This window comes from Streptomyces indicus (assembly GCF_900100315.1).
Lineage (GTDB): Bacteria > Actinomycetota > Actinomycetes > Streptomycetales > Streptomycetaceae > Streptomyces > Streptomyces indicus.
Map to the genome: position 1 here is coordinate 69,485 of NZ_FNFF01000016.1, position 16,011 is coordinate 85,495.

Genomic DNA, 16,011 nt, shown 5'->3' on the forward strand with positions numbered 1-16,011 from the left:
AGCAGGGCCGGCCACCGCTTCCGCTCGGAGCACACCGGCAACACCGCACGCACCCATGCGAATTGGCCGCTTCCGTTCAAATGGTTGACAGCTCTCGAGGCGCCTGGCTTCATGAACAGCGCGCCATTGGGAGCGCTCCCATCGGGCTCTGCCGATGCACCTGCCGTGCCCGCCTCCACCGGCACAGCCCCCCGGCCTGGGGCACGCCCCCGGCCTGACCTGCCGCATACGGAACAGGACCGCACTGAGATCCGCCCTGTTCTGGGAGCGCTCCCGATTCACGTTGTATCGGCAGACGAGGAGAGAGTCATGAGACGACTACTGGCCTTACTGGCGACCTGTGCGATGGTCCTGGGCCTCGGTGCTCTCGTCAGCCCGCCGGCGGTGGCCGCCACGGGCTGCAAGGTCGACTACACGATCACGAACCAGTGGTCGGGTGGTTTCCAGGCCGGGGTGAAGGTCACCAACCTGGGCGATCCCGTCAGCGGCTGGACCCTGAAGTGGACCTGGGCCGACAGCGGGCAGAAGGTGACCCAGGGCTGGAACGGCACCTGGTCGCAGTCCGGCTCCGCAGTCGGCGTCACCAACGTCGACTGGAACCGCACCCTGGCCACCGGCGGCTCCACGGACCTGGGCTTCACCGGAACGTTCACGGGCGCCAACCCCGGGCCCGCCGCCTTCACGCTCAACGGTGTGACCTGCACGGGCACCGTCGGCGGCGAAGAGCCCCCGCCGGACCCGGACCCCGAGCCGCCCACCGGCACCCCGGTCGGCATCAACGCACAGCTCAAAGTGTGCGGCGTGTACCTGTGCAACCAGTACAACCGCCCCATCCAGCTGCGCGGCATGAGCACCCACGGCATCCAGTGGTTCAACAAGTGCTACAACAACGCCTCGCTGGACGCGCTGGCGAACGACTGGAAGTCGGACCTGTTCCGCATCGCCATGTACGTGCAGGAGGGCGGCTACGAGACGGACCCCGCGGGCTTCACCAGCCGCGTGAACAGCCTTGTCGACATGGCCGAGGCGCGCGGCATGTACGCCATGATCGACTTCCACACCCTGACGCCCGGAGATCCGAACTTCAACCTCGAGCGGGCCAAGACCTTCTTCGCGTCCGTCGCCGCCCGCAACGCCGACAAGAAGCACGTGATCTACGAGATCGCCAACGAGCCCAACGGGGTGAGCTGGGCGACGATCAAGAGCTACGCGGAGCAGGTCATCCCGGTCATCCGGGCCGCCGACCCGGACGCCGTCGTCATCGTCGGCACGCGCGGCTGGTCCTCGCTGGGTGTCTCGGACGGCTCGAACGAGTCGGAGGTCATCGCCGACCCGGTCGACGCGACCAACATCATGTACGCGTTCCACTTCTACGCCGCCAGCCACCAGGACAACTACCGCGCCGCGGTGAGCCGGGCGGCTTCGAAACTGCCGCTGTTCGTCACGGAGTTCGGGACGGTCACGTACACCGGCGGGGGAGCGGTGGACCGCGCCAGTTCCACGGCCTGGCTGGACCTGCTGGACCAGTTGAAGATCGGCTATGCCAACTGGACGTACTCCGACGCCAATGAGGGCAGCGCCGCATTCAAGCCCGGCACCTGCAACGGCACCGACTACAGCAGCAGCGGTGTGCTGACGGAATCGGGGGCGCTGCTCAAGAGCCGTATCAGCACTCCCGACACCTTCCCCACCAGCTGACCTGCAGGGGGCTCCGGTGGTGAGCCCGAGCCCTCTGTCTCACTCTGCGACGTGAGTTCCGCTGGGCTGAGCTGATGCGCAACCAAGCCTGGGTCCAAGTCTGCGGCGGGTCAGGCGGAGTCGCGGAGCACCAACTCCGTGCGCAGGATGACATGCCGCCAGGCCACGCCCGACTCGTCCAGCTCCTCCAGGAGCAACCGCACCATGCTCCGGCCGATCTCCTCGAGCGGTTGGCGCACCGTCGTCAACGCGGGGTCCGTGCGCTGCGCCAGGACGAAGTCGTCGAATCCGATCACCGCGACGTCCTGCGGCACGCGCCGGCCCGCCGTGCGCAGGGCGTCCAGCGCTCCGGCGGCCATGGCGTCCGATGCGGCGAACACGGCGTCGATCCCGGGCTCCCGCGCGATGAGCTCCGCCATCGCCGCATGGCCGCTCGCCTCGGTGAAGTCCCCTTCGGCGACCCAGGACGGCTTCGCGTCGAGGCCCGCGCGGCCCAGCGCCTCGCGGTAGCCGCGCAGCCGGCACTGGGCGACGTACATGTCGAGAGGCCCGGTGATGGTCGCCACCGCGCTGCGGCCGCTGTTGAGCAGGTGGGTGACTGCGCTGCGGGCGCCCCCGACGTTGTCCGCGTCCACGTAGGTGATGCTTTCGTCGGCCGAGCGACGGCCCAGCATGACGGTGGGCACCTCCGCGTCCGCGAGCATGTCGGGCAGCGGGTCGTCGGCGTGCACGGACATCAGCAGTACGCCGTCGACCCGTCCGCCGCGCGCGTACTCGACGAAACGCTTCCGCTCCTCGTTCGTGCGTACCTGGGTGAGCAGCAGTTGCATCGTGGTGTCGGTCAGCGCGTCCGCGACCGAACGAATCGTCTCGGAGAAGAACGGTTCGGCGAATTTCCGCCAGTCGGGCTCCGTCATCACCAGGGCGACCGCGTCCGTACGGCGCCCGGCCAGCGACCGGGCCGCCAGGTTGGGCACGTATCCCAGCTCGGCGATGGCCCGCTGCACGGCGCGACGCGTGGTCTCCTTGACCCCTGCGACGTTGTTGATGACGCGGGAGACCGTGCCCCGTCCCACGCCGGCGAGCGCGGCGACTTCCTCCAAGGTCGGCCCCGCTCCCGGGCGTTGCTTGCCCATGACCTTCTCCCCCCACCCGCGAGAAGCCCCATGCTACGGCCCTGGATGTCGTTGATCGACCGGCTCCGGCCTGCTGACATGTCCCTTGCGCTCGCCCCGGATGCGGGGCACGCCGTCGGGTCGGGAGGGCCGGCCGGGCACCGTGGATCGTGGGGCGCGCGGAGTGTTTCCGGGGCGCCGCGATTCCAGCCGGGCATCGGGATGGACGGCGGTGCTCGCGCTTGCCGAGGGCAAGCGTCAAACCCAGGCCGTCCTGGCTCTCGCTCGCCGCCGCGTCAACGTCCTCCTTGTGCGTGATGGACGGCGCTGCGAGCCGGCTCCGCGCCGGCAAGGGCTGCCGCAGAGGAAGGGACGCGACATGCTGCGAGCGGCCAGTTGGCCTGACCGGCCCCGTCAGACCAGGCAGAACTCGTTGCCTTCCGGGTCTGCCATCACCACGTGATCCGGCCTGCCCTGCAACTCGTCCTCGCGGACCACGGTCGCGCCCGCGGCGGTCAACCGCTCCACCGCCTCGACCACGCGCGGCCAGCGCACCTCCCACGGGGTTTCACGGCCGCCACCAACCTGCACGTCGATATGCAGCCGGTTCTTCGCAACCTTCGGCTCCGGCACCTTCAGGAAGGACAAGGTGGGGCCCACGCCGTCCGGATCTGAGAGGTACGCCCCGTCATCCCACTCCTCCTCCGGAACCTCATGATGCGAGAACCACTCCTCCCAGCTCCCGAACCCTGCGGGCGGGGGCTTCTCCGCATAGCCCAACGCCAGCGCCCAGAACGCGGCCAGTTTCCCCGGGTACGCGCAGTCGATCGTCAAGCTCCACTTGGTCGCCATGAGCCCTCCCCAGTCGGATGAACGGACACTACCGCGCACCTCCGACACCTCCGGGCCGCTTCCTCAAGCGTGCGCCGCGGCTTGACGAACGGCATGAGGAATCCCTACGCCCCGAGCTCTTGCCCGGATCACCCGGTGGATCAGCGGAACGCGCCCTCATCGACGGCCAGCTGCTGCACCACGCTGCGGGCGTCGAGCGGAACGAGTCCGCGCCGGTGACGATCTCCGCCCGAGCCCGGCTCTCGTTGTGCCCGTACGCCGTGCAGACCCCATCGAGCGCGCTCCGCCGAGCCGGCCGGGCGAACTGCCGCCGAGCGCTCCGGGCGTGAGGCCGCCACCGACCGCACAGCCCAGGAACCTGCGCCACTCGAGGCCGGGACCGGAACCGGGACCGACGGAGCGGAGCGCGCACGGCACAGCGCCGGCCCCGCGGTTGCGGGAGCCGGCGCCGGTGCTGCGGGGAGGCCGCAGTACTAGGGGTTGACGCAGGTGATCGTGCCGGCCGGCAGGTTGTTGCCGGTCGAGGTGGCCGTGAAGCCGAAGGTCACCGTGCCGTCGGGCGGGATGGTGCGGTTGTGGTCCACGTTCTTGACTGTGACCGTTCCGTCGGCGCCGGTACTGAGCGTGCCGTTCCAGACCTGGTTGAGCTTGGTGCCGGTGCCCGGCTGCCAGCGCACGGCCCAGCCGTCACGCGCGGTGGTGTTGTGGTTCATCACCTCCACGGAACCCTGGAAGCCGCCGTTCCAGCTGTTCGTCACCTTGTAGACGGCCATGCATCCGGTGTGCGGGTCGGTCGGGTCCGGGGTCGGATCCGGCGTGGGCGTCGGATCAGGCGAGGGGCTCCCCGGGTTGCGGATGCCTGTCACCTCGCCGTTGCCGCCATCGAAGACGATGTCGGAGCAGGAGAAGAAGTTCTCCTGGCTGTCCGAGCGCACCCACTGGATGAACATCATCGCGTCACCCGAGCGGCCCGAGGGCAGCGTCAGGTCCCAGTAGTAGTGGCCGCCTTCGGAACCGACCGAACCCGACTGCGGCGGATTCGTGACGGTCTGGATCAGCTCCAGGTCGCCCCAGCCGAGCGGCTGCGTGGGGGAGTAGCCGGGCTTGGACACGTACACCCGGAAGTCACCCGGGTGCGCCGCCCAGTTGCTGTGCTTGATCCGGATCGTCGAGCCGGAGGTGAGGTGCGTCCTGGGCCAGTCGCTGCGGGCCGCGTTGTAGCCGGTGAAGTTGTACGGGGAGCGGTCGCCGGCGCTGCACAGCTTGCCGTCCGGGACGTAACCCGGGCCGCGGCCGCCCGCGTTGGAGTCGAGCACGGCGAACCAGTTGTACAGCGCGGTCGCACCGCTCTCGGCGAGTGCGGCCTTGCAGGCGGGATTCGTCGGGTCGAGTGCGCCGGTGCCGGTCTTGGCGTCCAGATAGCACAGGTAGGTCCGCGATCCGGGCGTCATGGTCACGCCGTGCGCCTGCGCGCTGCCCTGTCCGAGCAGGGCCAGACCGAGCCCGCTGAGCAGGGTGGCCAGGGCGGCGAGGAAGGACACTAAGCGTCTCTTGCTTCGAGTCATCGTGTTGTCTCCTGTCAGGGGGGTGGTGGCGCTCCTAGGGGTTGGGGCTGGTCAGGAGGGCGGAGTGCCCCATGCCAGGCTGCTGTTGAGGTACGCGGGGATCTTCGTGGCGTCGGCGTAGGAGGTGGCGGTGGTGCGGCTGTAGTCGCCGGCCTCGTCGAACGCGGACCAGTCGGACTTGCTCATCCGCAGCTGCAGATCGCCGGTGTCCTTCTGCGCGGCCAGAGAACCGCTCTTGAAGGAGACCTCCAGATAGGCGTCCGCGCCCGCGACCGGGGTGCTCAGCGGCACCACCCGCAGGGTGACGTTGGCGCAGCCGACGGCCGCGTAGTCGCAGAAGGCGTTCACCGTCGGCGAGCCGCCGTCCCGCGTGAAGTAGTAGCGGGCGGTGACCTTGGTCAGATCCACCGAGGCACTGCTGGTGTTGGCGATCCGCAGTCCGGGCCGGATCGCGTTGTCGGTGGCCGAGGAGTCGTTGTTCTTGTACGTGACCTTCAGACCGCCGACCGGGTCGGGTCCGCCGCCGCCCGCCTCGGTGGTGACGCTGAGGGCGGGGGAGGCCGCGGAGACGTTTCCTGCGGCGTCGCGGGCACGCACCGTGTAGCTGTACGCGGTCGATGCGCTCAGTCCGGTGTCGGTGAACGAAGTCCCGGTGACCGGGGTGGAGTTGGCCTTGGCGCCGTCGCGGTAGACGTCGTAACCGGTGACGCCGACGTTGTCGGTGGACGCCGTCCACTCCAGGGACACGCTGGACGAGGTCTTCGCGGTGGTCTTCAGACCGGTCGGGACGGTCGGGGCCGTGGTGTCGACCGGGTCCGGGTCACCGCCGCCGTCGGTGGGCACGGCCGGGTAGGCGTTGCGCACCAGCATCGAGAACTGGTTGTGGAACCAGTGGCCGGCGAGCGGCGCGTCCGGCATGGCACCGGTCGGGTTGCCGCCGGCGTTGGGGGCGCTGTACTCCGGGTTGCACATCGGGTCCGGACGCTTGCCCTCCTCGTTCGGGATGTCCTTGCTCGCCCCGTCCGACTCACCCGGCGGCTTGACCCACAGGAACGCGTCGAGGTGCGAGTCCGGGTAGTCGCTGGGCGCGCCCTGCGGTGGCCGGCCGAGGCCCGCGCCGTTGACGTTGCACCACAGGCCGCGGTGGGCGCGGCGGTCCACCTTGGACTGGGTGACGTAGGTGTCGAGGACGGTGCTGGTGGACTCGGCGGTGGGCCGGTCGGCGCCGCCCCAGCCGTTGCGGGAGGTGTCGACCACCATGCCGGTGGAGGCGGGCCAGCCCTGGGAGACCAGCGCGGCGTGCACGGCCTTGGTGAAGTCCGACTCGTCGAAGTTCGCGTTCCACTCGTAGTACTTGCCCGAGCGGATCTGGTTGCCGCCGACCGTCTTGTTCGGGTCGGGCAGGAACGGCTCGGCGAGCGGCGTGTAGTTGGACACGTTGGTGATCAGGCCGTCCACACTGCCCAGACCGGCCGTGGTGCCCTTGACGACGTCCGTGTACAGCTGGGTCGTCTGGGAAAGGTTGGTGTCCCAGCCGAGCCAGCCCGAGTGGGCGAAGTCCATGTAGGTGTACACGTTCGGGATGGCGTGCAGCTTGTTCAGCGCGTACCGGATGGCGTCGACCTGGATGCCGCTGCTCTTGGCCTGGGCGCACTCCGGGTCGGCGAGATTGGTGACCAGGTTGGGCAGGCCGTCCGGCTCGATCACCGTGGTGATGCGGATGTCCTGGTACTTCGGATTGGCGAAGACCTTGGCGATCTCGTCGATGTACTCGGTCTTGTAGCGCGCCAACCCGGCTGCGGTCAGCGGGAGTTCACCGTTGGAGGCGAGGGCCGCGCAGTCGCGCCCCGGCAGGTCGTACACGACGAACGTGGCGACGAGCGGTTGCCCCGGCTTCTTCTGCGCGAGCGCCAGGTCCAGGTGGTCGGCGAGGGACTTGCGGCCCGCGTTGACCGCGCCGCCGTGGATGGCGGCGATCCGGTCCAGCCAGACGGCCGTCGGATAGCTCTTGACCTTCTCCATCTTGGCCTTGAGCGTGGCGTCGGAGGTCTGGGCGATGGAGGTGTCGACGAGACCGGCGTAGTCCGGGTTCAGGTAGAACGAGGCGCCGGCGAACGGGTTGTCCACGTGCGGCTCGGCGGCGGAGGCCGGCGGCGCGGTGGTCAGCTGCCCGGCGGCGCCCAGCAGGAGCGTGCTCAACGCGGCGGCCAGGAAGGCCAGTCTGCGGCGCGGCCTGCGCGGCCGGGCGTCGGGGCGTCTGGTTCGGTCGGTCATGATGCTCTCCGCGATAGGGGGGTGGGTGACGGTGTGCGGGGATCTCCGTGCTCAACCGGGGGAGGATCGGGGGCTGTCAGGCGGGCGTGTGTCGCGGCGACGGCGCGAGGAGGGGAGTCGGGGATCTGGAAAGCGGGGTTACGCGTGTGTGGGGCAGGTTCATAGCGGCGCTTTCTGGGAGCAGCGGGCAGGAGAAGGTGCGCTCCGGAGCCGACCCTCGGTGTAGGGGTGGGCAGATCGGATCCGGAGCGCTCCCGTGCGGTGCCGGGCCGGCCTCGGCCGTCGGCGATGCCGGGCATCCTGGGTGGGACGACAGGCCCGGCGAGGCCGGCCCGACACCGCGGCTCAGGTGACGGAGCAGGCGGTGCCGTTCAGCGTGAAGCCGGACGGCTCGGCGAAGCTGCCGCCGTAGGTTCCCTGGAACCCGAAGGACTGGGTGCCGCCCGCCGTGATCCGCGCGTTGTGCGCCACGGGGCTCGCCGTCACGGCGCCGGTCGACCCTGAAAGGGTCGCGTTCCAGGCGTTGGTGATCCGCTGGCCGGACGGCAGCGTGAAGCCGAGCTTCCAGCCGTCCACGGCGGTCGTGCCGGTGTTCTTGACGGTCACGTCGGCGGTGAAGCCGCCCTGCCAGACGTTGCTCGCGTACGTCACCTGGCAGCCGGTCGCCGGGGTGCCGGGACCACCCGGATCGCCGCCGGTGTTCACGGTGGAGGAGAAGGAGTTCACCGCGAGCCCGGCGCCGCTCTGCCACGGCTCGAACCCGGCCTGAACGCTCGTCAGATACCAGTTGTCCTGCGCCATGCCACGGGCCACGGTCTGGTCGATGAAGTCCTTGACGTCGAAGCTCCAGCTGCTGATCGCCGAGGGGGCGACGAAGGAGATCACGTCGTTGGAGCCGTTGCTCCCGGTCCACACCTCCCAGGTGCGGCCGCCGACGGAGGCGGTGCCGACGGGGGACCCGATCGGCTGGATCGGACCGACCCGGTTGAACCAGATCATGATCTCGGTCCGGTTGACGCCGTCGGTGCGGGGCGTCGGGTCCAGCCAGATGTCGTACGCGGCGTTGTACACGGCGCCCGGGACATAGCCGTACGAGATGCTGCTGGGCGCGCTGGAGATGGTGCTGACCTGCACCGGGAGGTTCGTGCCCGGCGAACAGTTGGTGTAGTGGCAGCCGTTGAAGACCGAGGGGTACGACTTCGGCGCGCCGTTGGTGGGCACCGAGCCGTCGGCCTGGCTGACGCGGAAGCCGGTGTCGGTGGCGGTGACGCACTGGGTGGCGCTGGTGCCCCAGCGGTTGTTCTGCACGACGTAGCGGCCCTGGATGACGGTCGATCCGAAGGGCTCGCAGAGGGTGGTGTCGGCCTGGGCGGGCGTGGTGGCGACGAGCAGCGTCGCCAGGGTGGCCAGAGCGGCCAGGAGCGCGCCCGACAGAGCGCGGACGGTGCGGAGGCGGCGCGGTGAGGATCGCATGGGGGAGCCTCTCTCCGAAGGAAACGGATTCGACGGACGTCGTGCTGTGCCGAATTCGCCAGAAATGGAGCCGTTCTTGGGAGCGCTCCCAAAACCTCACAGATGGGAGCGCTCCCACTCCACCGGTTTCGTGTGACTGTAGAAGCCCTTCATGCCCCTGACAACATGGTGGGCGAGAGTTCGTCGAATGGATTTCGAAGCCGCAGGTCAGCGCCGACAGGGCCGGCACCCGCGGCCGCGGCCGGGGAGCCGGCTCCGTTCGCTGCGCCTAGGGCTGTGAGGCCGGGCGGGAACCGGCCTTCTCGTCACCGTCGTATGAGACCAGGGTGTTCTGCGCGGTGTGCCCGCCCAGTCCGAGGACGAGGAAGACGACGAGGAGCACCTTGGCGCCGGTGCCCAGGAGCAGTGGCCGGGTCGCGGAGTGCGCCTTCTGCATTGGCTCGGGCTCGTCGCCGAACAGCCGCTTGGGGTAGGCGGGCGTGAGCAGGGAGACGTAGGCGGAGGTGCGCAGCTGGTAGCGCGCGACGGCTGCCGTGGCGGCGTACACCGGTGCGGGGAGCCGTCCCAGGACGATACCGAGGATCCAGAACACCCAGCTCAGCGCGGCCCAGCCGTACTGGAGAAGAGCGACGATGATGACGGCCGGGATCATCAGGATGAGGCGGAACAGGACGGCCAGGCGGTTCAGTTCGGTGGGGCGCACCTCGATCTGCACCGGGTAGCCGGGGGCGGAGAACGAGAACGGCGGGTAGCGGTCGACCAGCAGCATGGCGCCGGCGCCGACGCGGGTCCGGTAGGCCAGGACTGACGCGAGGAAGGAGTAGATCCCCTCGGGCAGGCGGCCCAGGACGAGTGCCGCGAACCAGCCGGCGACGGTGACGAAGAACGCCGCGAACGACAGCAGTCCGACGACGATGAACTGCGGGAGCAGCAGCAGCCAGCGCAGCAGGATGGTCCAGCGGCGCTGCCGTGCGGGTGCGGCGATGTCGAGGACGGGCAGCCACTCGTTGCCGCCGACGGGTGCCGAGGGAGGTCGCGGGTCCCAGCCTGTCGTCATGGCGCGCTCCTCGCGGGTCGGTGGCCTGTTGCCATCGTGGAGCGAGGTAGGAGGGCCCGCACGGCCACGGCGGCCGATCGGAGATCGAGCCGACGGTTTCTCGACCGTGCGGCGCTGCTCCACCGTGTGAGCCGGCCTCGGCCGGCCGGTGGCGCCGGGTGTCGGCGCCCGGACGGCCACGGGGCGCCCCCTTAATACAAGCCAAAAGAAAAGTCATGTCCGGAACCTTGACCGCAATTTGCGGGGCGGGCATGGTGCCGGAGAGCGCTCTCCCACTCTCGTTCCGTATCGAGGAGCCGACATGCCCCAGGCCGTCCCCCGCTTAACGGCCCCCGCTCGACGCAGACCCGTCCGACGCGGCGTCGTCGGTGCCGTGGTCACCGCTCTGGCCGCCGCGCTGCTCGTCTTCACCCCTGCCGAGGAGGCGAACGCCGCGCCCGCACTGCTGTCGCAGGGCAAGCCGGTCACTGCCTCCAGCCAGGAGCACTACGGCACACCCGCCACGGCCGCGGTGGACGGCGACGCCGGCACCCGCTGGTCGAGCGCTGCCTCCGACCCGCAGTGGATCCGGGTGGACCTCGGCGCGCCGGCCTCCTTGTCCAAGGTGGAGCTGCACTGGGAGGCCGCGTACGCGAAGGCGTACCGCATCGAGACCTCTCAGAACGGTTCGGACTGGTCGACGGCGTACTCCACCACGACGGGCAGCGGCGGCACGGAGTCCGTGGACGTCTCCGGCACCGCGCGCTACGTCCGCGTGCTCGGCACGGCCCGCGCGACCCAATACGGCTACTCGCTCTGGGAGTTCAAGGTCTTCGGCACCACCGGCGAGGACCCCGGCCCGGTGATACCCGGCGGCGGCGACCTCGGGCCCAATGTGCACGTCTTCGATCCGTCCACGCCGGGGATCCAGGCCAAGCTGGACCAGGTCTTCAAGGAGCAGGAGTCGGCGCAGTTCGGCTCCGGCCGGCATGCCTTCCTCTTCAAGCCGGGCACGTACAGCAACCTCAACGCCCAGATCGGCTTCTACACCCAGATCCTGGGCCTGGGCCTGCGCCCCGGCGACACGACCATCAACGGTGACGTCACCGTCGACGCCGGCTGGTTCAACGGCAATGCCACGCAGAACTTCTGGCGCGGCGCGGAGAACCTCACCTTGAATCCGGTCAACGGCACCAACCGGTGGGCCGTTTCGCAGGCCGCGTCCTTCCGCCGCATGCACGTCAAGGGCGGCCTCAACCTCGCGCCCGACGGTTACGGCTGGGCCAGCGGCGGCTACATCGCCGACAGCAAGATCGACGGTCAGATCGGCAACTACTCCCAGCAGCAGTGGTACACCCGAGACAGCGCCATCGGCGGCTGGTCCAACAGCGTCTGGAACCAGGTCTTCTCCGGTGTCGAGGGCGCTCCGGCCACCAGCTTCCCCGAGCCCCGCTACACCACGCTCGCCACGACCCCGATCTCCCGTGAGAAGCCCTTCCTCTACCTGGACGGGAACGAGTACAAGGTGTTCGCCCCCGCCAAGCGGACCAACGCGCGCGGCACCACCTGGGGGAGTGGCACTCCGCAGGGCGAGTCGATCCCGCTGAGCAAGTTCTACGTCGTCAAGCCCGGCGCCACTGCGGCCACCATCAACGCCGCACTCGCCCAGGGGCTGCACCTGCTGTTCACCCCGGGCGTCTACCACGTGGACCGGACCATCGAGATCAACCGGGCCGACACGATCGTGCTGGGCCTCGGCCTCGCCACGATCATCCCGGACAACGGCGTGACCGCCATGCGGGTCGCCGACGTCGACGGAGTCAGGCTCGCCGGCTTCCTCATCGACGCCGGACCGGTCAACTCCCCGACGCTGCTCGAGATCGGCCCGCAGAACGCCTCCGCCGACCACGCCGCCAACCCCACCACCGTGCAGGACGTGTACATCCGTATCGGCGGCGCGGGCGCAGGCAAGGCGACCACCAGCATGGTGGTCAACAGCCACGACACGATCATCGACCACACCTGGGTGTGGCGGGCGGACCACGGCGAGGGCGTCGGCTGGGAGACCAACCGGGCCGACTACGGCGTCCGCGTCAACGGCGACGACGTCCTGGCCACGGGCCTGTTCGTGGAGCACTTCAACAAGTACGACGTCGAGTGGTACGGCGAGCGCGGCCGGACGATCTTCTACCAGAACGAGAAGGCGTACGACGCCCCCAACCAGGCCGCCATCCAGAACGGTGCGACGAAGGGGTACGCCGCCTACCGGGTGGACGACTCGGTGGACGCCCATGAGGCGTGGGGCCTGGGCAGTTACTGCAACTACAACGTCGACCCGGGCATCCGTCAGGACCACGGCTTCAAGACCCCCGTCAAACCCGGCGTGAAGTTCCACAGCCTCCTGGTGGTCTCGCTCGGCGGCATGGGCCACTACCACCACGTCATCAACGACACGGGTGCGTCCACGGAACCCGGCGGCACCTCCACTGTGCCGTCCACCGTCGTGTCCTTCCCCTGATCCGGCCCCGACCGGGCCGTCATTCCTCCCTCCGGGCCGGATGCCTTCCCCCGCTCCTTCGGCCCGGAGGGGGCGTCAACGCGTGCGCCCTCACCACCTCCCCGCCCCTCGGTTCCCCCCATCCGTCAGGAGCAGTTGTGTCCCTGAGCCTTTCGTCCCGCAGACCCGGCCGCCGAGCCGTCCCCCTGCTCACCCTCGGGGCGCTGATCGCCTCGTCGCTCGCCCTCACCGCCCCGCCCGCCCAGGCGGCCGAGACCCTCCTGTCCCAGGGCAAGCCCGCCACCGCCTCCTCGCAGGAAGGCGAGGCCTTCGCCGCCTCGGCGGCGGTCGACGGGAATCTCACCGGCACCCGCTGGGCCAGCCAGTGGAGCGATCCGCAGTGGCTCCAGGTCGACCTCGGCCAGCGGTTCGACCTCAGCCGTGTCGTCCTGACCTGGGAAGGCGCGTACGGAAAGGGCTACCAGATCCAGGCCTCCGACAACGGCACGGACTGGCGGACCCTGAAGACCGTCACCGGCGGCGACGGCGGCACCGACGAGATCGCCGTCACCGGCGCCGGCCGCTACGTCCGCATGCTCGGCACCGAACGGTCCGGCGGCTACGGCTACTCCCTGTGGGAGTTCCAGGTGTACGGGGAGAGCGGCGGCACTCCGGCACCCGGCGGCGCGGTCAAGGTGACCGGCTCGCAAGGGAACTGGCAGCTCACCGTCGGCGGCCAGCCGTACACGGTCAAGGGGCTGACCTGGGGCCCGGCCATCGCGGATGCCCCGAAATACATGCCCGACGTGCAGTCCATGGGGGTCAACACGATCCGCACCTGGGGCACCGACGGCGGCACCAAGCCCCTGCTCGACAGCGCCGCGGCCCACGGCATCCGCGTCGTCAACGGCTTCTGGCTGCAGCCCGGCGGCGGCCCCGGCTCGGGCGGCTGCGTCAATTACGTCACCGACACCACGTACAAGAACACCATGCTCACCGAGTTCGCCAAGTGGGTCGAGGCGTACAAGAGCCATCCGGCGACCCTCATGTGGAACGTCGGCAACGAGTCGGTGCTCGGGCTTCAGAACTGCTACAGCGGCGCCGAGTTGGAGAGCCAGCGCAACGCGTACACGAGTTTCGTCAACGACGTCGCCAAGAAGATCCACAGCATCGACCCCGACCACCCGGTCACCTCGACCGACGCCTGGACGGGAGCCTGGCCCTACTACAAGCGCAACGCACCCGACCTCGACCTGTACTCGATGAACTCCTACGGCGACATCTGCGGTGTGCAGGAGGACTGGGAGCAAGGCGGCTATACCAAGCCGTACATCATCACCGAGGGCGGCCCCGCCGGGGAGTGGGAGGTGCCCGACGACGCCAACGGCGTCCCCGACGAACCCACGGACGTGCAGAAGGCCGAGGGGTACACCAAGGCCTGGGACTGCGTCACCGGCCACCGCGGCGTCGCGCTCGGCGCCACGCTCTTCCACTACGGCATCGAGCACGACTTCGGCGGCATCTGGTTCAACCTCGTGCCCGACGGCCTGAAGCGGCTTTCCTACTACGCCGTCAAGCGCGCCTACACCGGTTCGACCGCCGGGAACAACACCCCGCCGGTGATCACCAACATGACGGCCAGCCCTGCGAGTTCGGCCCCGGCGGGCGGTGAGTTCACCGTCCGCGCCGACGTGCGCGACCCCGACGGCGACCCCCTCACGTACAAGATCTTCCTCAGCGGCAACTACGCCAACGGCGACAAGCGGCTGATCGAGGCCAAATGGCGCTCAACCGGCAACGGAACGTTCGCCGTCACCGCACCGGAGAAGCTCGGCGTGTGGAAGGTGTACATCCAGGCGGAGGACGGCCGCGGCAACGCCGGCATCGAGACGAAGTCCGTCAAGGTCGTGGCGCCACCGGTCAGTGGCACGAACGTGGCCCTGAACAAGCCCACCACCGCCTCCTCCTTCCAGCCCTCGTACGGCGACTGCCCGTGCGAGCCCGCCAAGGCCACGGACGGCAGGGCCGACACCCGCTGGGCCAGCGACTGGAGCGACCCGCAGTGGATCCGCATCGACCTCGGCGCGCGCACCGCGATCCGCACGCTGCAACTGGTGTGGGACGCGGCGTACGCGAAGTCCTACGAGGTGCAGGTGTCCGACGACGGCACCACCTGGCGCACCGTGCACTCCACGACGAGCGGCAACGGTGACATCGACACCATCGCCGTCACCGAGACCACGCGCCACGTCCGTCTGCACCTGACGGCCAGAGGGACCGGCTGGGGCTATTCGCTCCACGAGTTCGGCGTCTACAGCTGACGCGGCAACGCCCCACCCGGCAGAGGCCCCTGTGCAGCCCCTGCCGGGTGGTCATCCCGACCCCGACGGGCTGGAGGCCCTCCATGAGACGGCGTTCGAAACGACTTCCCGCGCTGCTGCTCGGCAGCGCCCTGCTCGCGAGCACACTCGGCATCGGCGCGGTCGCGACGGCGGCCGACCCGCAGGCCGCGGCCGGCGGGACGGGCGTGCACAGCGGGCACACGATGGCGGTGTCCACCCAGGCATCCGCCGACGACCCCGACGGAGACGGCTACATTCCGGCCGTACCTCAGGTCACCGGCGTGAAGCCGTCGGATGCCACGCCGCCCAACCGCTACCACAAGGAGTTCCAGGCCAACTGTGCGGTCACGCACACCGCGCCGGACGATCCGATCGTGTATCCCGGGCAGCCCGGCAGGTCCCACGACCACACCTTCATGGGCAACAGGACCACGCACGCCGGCAGCACCACCGACAGCCTCTACGGCGGGAACACCACGTGCAAGGCACCGGCCGACGCGTCCGCGTACTGGATGCCCTCGCTGTACAAGGGGAACGAGAAGATCCTGCCGGTCGGACCGCAGGTCATCTACTACAAGTCGGGGATCACGGACTACACGAGTGTGCGGCCCTTCCCCAAGGGGCTGCGGTACGTGGTCGGCAACCCGATGCAGAGCGCTCAGGATTTCCGCAGCCACAAGGGGTTCGTCGAGGGCTGGGAATGCGGTGACAGCTTCTTCAACACCGACTTCCCGGCGAGCTGCCCGAGCCGGCCCGACGTCCAGCTCAACATCCGCTTCCAGGCGCCCAGTTGCTGGGACGGCAAGTACCTGGACACCCCCGACCACCAGAGCCACATGGCCTACCCGGTGGTCAAACCCGGTACCAACGACAATATGTGCCCGGCCTCCCATCCGGTCGCGCTGCCGATGATCGAGTTCAAGATGGCCTGGCCGGTCAACGGCGACATGAGCGACGTCCGCCTGGCCAGCGGCCGCGGCTACTCCTTCCACTACGACTTCTTCAACGCCTGGGAGGAGCGCACCCTCAAGGCGCTGGTCGACCGCTGCATCGTGGGCGGCTACCAGTGCGACACCCGGGGCTACGACCAGAACTACCCGCACCTCGCACCGGTGTTGAACGAGGATCACCGCCTGCCCTGACCGGGGCGGGAGTGCAG

The 16,011-nt window shown here is 69.4% G+C and carries 10 protein-coding genes; 4 read left to right on the forward strand and 6 right to left on the reverse strand.

Going from position 1 to position 16,011, the window contains the following annotated elements:
- The first annotated feature begins 309 nt into the window (after positions 1 to 309).
- Positions 310 to 1,698, forward strand: coding sequence for a cellulase family glycosylhydrolase (locus BLT97_RS29765; protein ID WP_093615703.1), 1,389 nt, complete (start codon positions 310 to 312; stop codon positions 1,696 to 1,698).
- Between the two features lie 110 nt (positions 1,699 to 1,808).
- Here the strand turns inward: BLT97_RS29765 and BLT97_RS29770 are convergent, their stop codons facing one another.
- The 6 genes from BLT97_RS29770 to BLT97_RS29800 all read right to left on the reverse strand — a co-directional run bounded on the left by BLT97_RS29770 (position 1,809) and on the right by BLT97_RS29800 (position 10,034).
- Positions 1,809 to 2,834, reverse strand: a complete 1,026-nt coding sequence (locus BLT97_RS29770; RefSeq protein ID WP_093615705.1) for a LacI family DNA-binding transcriptional regulator — start codon at positions 2,832 to 2,834, stop codon at positions 1,809 to 1,811.
- 393 nt (positions 2,835 to 3,227) lie between these two features.
- Complete coding sequence (locus BLT97_RS29780) at positions 3,228 to 3,665, reverse strand: VOC family protein (RefSeq protein WP_093615707.1); 438 nt, start codon at positions 3,663 to 3,665, stop codon at positions 3,228 to 3,230.
- A gap of 473 nt (positions 3,666 to 4,138) precedes the next feature.
- Complete coding sequence (locus BLT97_RS29785; protein WP_093615709.1) at positions 4,139 to 5,230, reverse strand: lytic polysaccharide monooxygenase auxiliary activity family 9 protein; 1,092 nt, start codon at positions 5,228 to 5,230, stop codon at positions 4,139 to 4,141.
- Positions 5,231 to 5,281: 51 nt separating this feature from the next.
- Positions 5,282 to 7,504 carry a glycoside hydrolase family 6 protein gene (locus BLT97_RS29790; protein WP_093615711.1) on the reverse strand — a complete coding sequence of 741 codons (2,223 nt, stop codon included), beginning with the start codon at positions 7,502 to 7,504 and terminating at the stop codon, positions 5,282 to 5,284.
- Positions 7,505 to 7,849: 345 nt separating this feature from the next.
- Positions 7,850 to 8,977 carry a glycoside hydrolase family 12 protein gene (locus tag BLT97_RS29795; RefSeq protein ID WP_093615713.1) on the reverse strand — a complete coding sequence of 376 codons (1,128 nt, stop codon included), beginning with the start codon at positions 8,975 to 8,977 and terminating at the stop codon, positions 7,850 to 7,852.
- 268 nt (positions 8,978 to 9,245) lie between these two features.
- Positions 9,246 to 10,034 carry a DUF4389 domain-containing protein gene (locus tag BLT97_RS29800; protein WP_093615715.1) on the reverse strand — a complete coding sequence of 263 codons (789 nt, stop codon included), beginning with the start codon at positions 10,032 to 10,034 and terminating at the stop codon, positions 9,246 to 9,248.
- A 301-nt stretch (positions 10,035 to 10,335) separates the two neighbouring features.
- On the opposite strand from BLT97_RS29800, the gene BLT97_RS29805 reads away from it, so the two are divergent.
- From BLT97_RS29805 to BLT97_RS29815, 3 genes are all read left to right on the forward strand, one after another.
- A complete protein-coding gene (locus tag BLT97_RS29805) occupies positions 10,336 to 12,531 on the forward strand; it encodes a discoidin domain-containing protein (protein ID WP_093615717.1) in 2,196 nt (731 codons plus the stop codon).
- A gap of 137 nt (positions 12,532 to 12,668) precedes the next feature.
- Entirely contained in the window at positions 12,669 to 14,831 is a 2,163-nt protein-coding gene (locus BLT97_RS29810; protein ID WP_093615719.1) for a discoidin domain-containing protein, read from the forward strand.
- 83 nt (positions 14,832 to 14,914) lie between these two features.
- Positions 14,915 to 15,994: a DUF1996 domain-containing protein gene (locus BLT97_RS29815; RefSeq protein WP_093615721.1), complete on the forward strand. Its 1,080-nt coding sequence runs from the start codon at positions 14,915 to 14,917 to the stop codon at positions 15,992 to 15,994.
- The last annotated feature ends 17 nt before the right edge of the window (positions 15,995 to 16,011 follow it).